General features: G+C 65.9%; 2 rRNA genes (1 of these 2 only partly in view). Both read right to left on the minus strand.

The window, feature by feature from the left end:
• Positions 1-20: 20 nt before the first annotated feature.
• Positions 21-136, minus strand: a 5S ribosomal RNA gene (gene rrf, locus DW661_RS02810).
• A gap of 145 nt (positions 137-281) precedes the next feature.
• Positions 282-1,826, minus strand: a 23S ribosomal RNA gene (locus DW661_RS10215); its annotated part runs 1,805 nt beyond the window's last position; the annotation flags it as partial.

Genomic DNA, 1,826 nt, shown 5'->3' on the forward strand with positions numbered 1-1,826 from the left:
ACGGCTCGGTGCCGTCCACCGGTCAGCGGCGCCCTGGCCTCCCACGGGCTGACCCCGCAGTACTCTCGGCGCGATGGGGCTTAGCTTCCGGGTTCGGAACGGGACCGGGCGTGCCCCCCATGCTCTGGCCGCTGACCGGTGGGCGGCGCCCACCGTTACGGTGTCCGGTGTCTCTCTCACGTGCCCTGGGGGCCGCATGGCGCATAGGGGAGGTGACTCGGGGGCATCCTCGTGCCCGGACCGCGCTTCAGAGCGCATGTCCCGCGGGCCGCGAGGTGCGGTTCCGGAAGAGCTCGGGCGATTAGTGCGGCTCGGCTGAGGCTGTCGCCAGCCTTGCACCTGCCGTCTATCGACCAGGTAGTCTACCTGGGCCCTTACCGGAAGGAGAACTAATCCCTGGAACGGCTTCCCGCTTAGATGCCTTCAGCGGTTATCCGCGCCGCACGCGGCTACCCGGCCGTGCCGTTGGTCGACAACCGGTTCACCGGAGGTGCGTCCACCCCGGTCCTCTCGTACTGGGGGCAGCCTCCATCGATTCTCCTGCGCCCACGGAGGATAGGGACCGAACTGTCTCACGACGTTCTGAACCCAGCTCGCGTACCGCTTTAAACGGCGAACAGCCGTACCCTTGGGACCTGCTCCAGCCCCAGGATGCGATGAGCCGACATCGAGGTGCCAAACCTTGCCGTCGATGTGGACTCTTGGGCAAGATCAGCCTGTTATCCCCGGAGTACCTTTTATCCGTTGAGCGACGGCCCACCCACTCGGGGCCGCCGGATCACTAGAGCCTGCTTTCGCACCTGCTCGGCTTGTGGGCCTCGCAGTCAAGCCCGCTTGTACTCTTGCATTCAAAAGGACGGTTGCCGACCGTCCCGAGCGGACCTTCGCGCGCCTCCGTTACCCTTTAGGAGGCGACCGCCCCAGTCAAACTGCCCGCCTGGCACGGTCCCCGAGCCGGTCGACGGCCTCGGGTTAGGACGCCGGTCGCGCGAGGGCAGTATTCCAAGGGCGGCTCCCCGGGGGCTGGCGCCTCCGGATCTTCGCCTCCTGCCTATCCTCTACACGCGGGACCAGCGGCCAATGCCAAGCTGCAGTGAAGGTTCACGGGGTCTCTCCGTCCTTCCGCGGGTAAGTCGCATCTTCACGACCAGTGCAATTTCACCGGGTCCATGGTCGAGACAGCGCCCAAGTCGTTGCGCCTTTCGTGCAGGTCGGAACTTACCCGACAAGGAATTTCGCTACCTTAGGACCGTTATAGTTACGGCCGCCGTTTACCGGGGCTTGGCTTCGGGGCTTCGCGTTGCGGCTAACTCCTCCGCGTGACCTTCCGGCACCGGGCAGGCGTCAGACCCTATACGTCGCCTTGCGGCTTCTGCAGAGTCCTGTGTTTTTGGTAAACAGTCGCTTGGGCCTCTCCACTGCGGCCCGCCTCCGCTCCCGGAGCAAGTCCGTTCACGTACGCGCGGGCACCCCTTCTCCCGAAGTTACGGGGCCATTGTGCCGAGTTCCTTGACCATGGTTGACCCGATCGCCTCGGTATGTTCTACCCACCCACCTGTGTCGGTTTGCGGTACGGGCGCGCACGCGCCTGCCTAGGGGTTTTTCTAGGGACCTCGGGCTCACTCGCTTCGCTCAGTCGCTTCGTCCGGAGCCTCGCCCTCGATGCGGACCGGATTTCCCTGGTCCGCGGGCCGCGCTCCATCACGGGGACGTCCAGAACCCCGCCGAGCCACCCCCATCCGTCGCCCCGTCGGTCGTAGCGCCGCGTGCGCGGTGCAGGAATGTCTGCCTGCTGCGCGTCGGCTACGCCTACCGGCCTCGCCTTA

It is taken from the genome of Collinsella sp. AM24-1 (assembly GCF_003470325.1).
GTDB lineage: Bacteria > Actinomycetota > Coriobacteriia > Coriobacteriales > Coriobacteriaceae > Collinsella.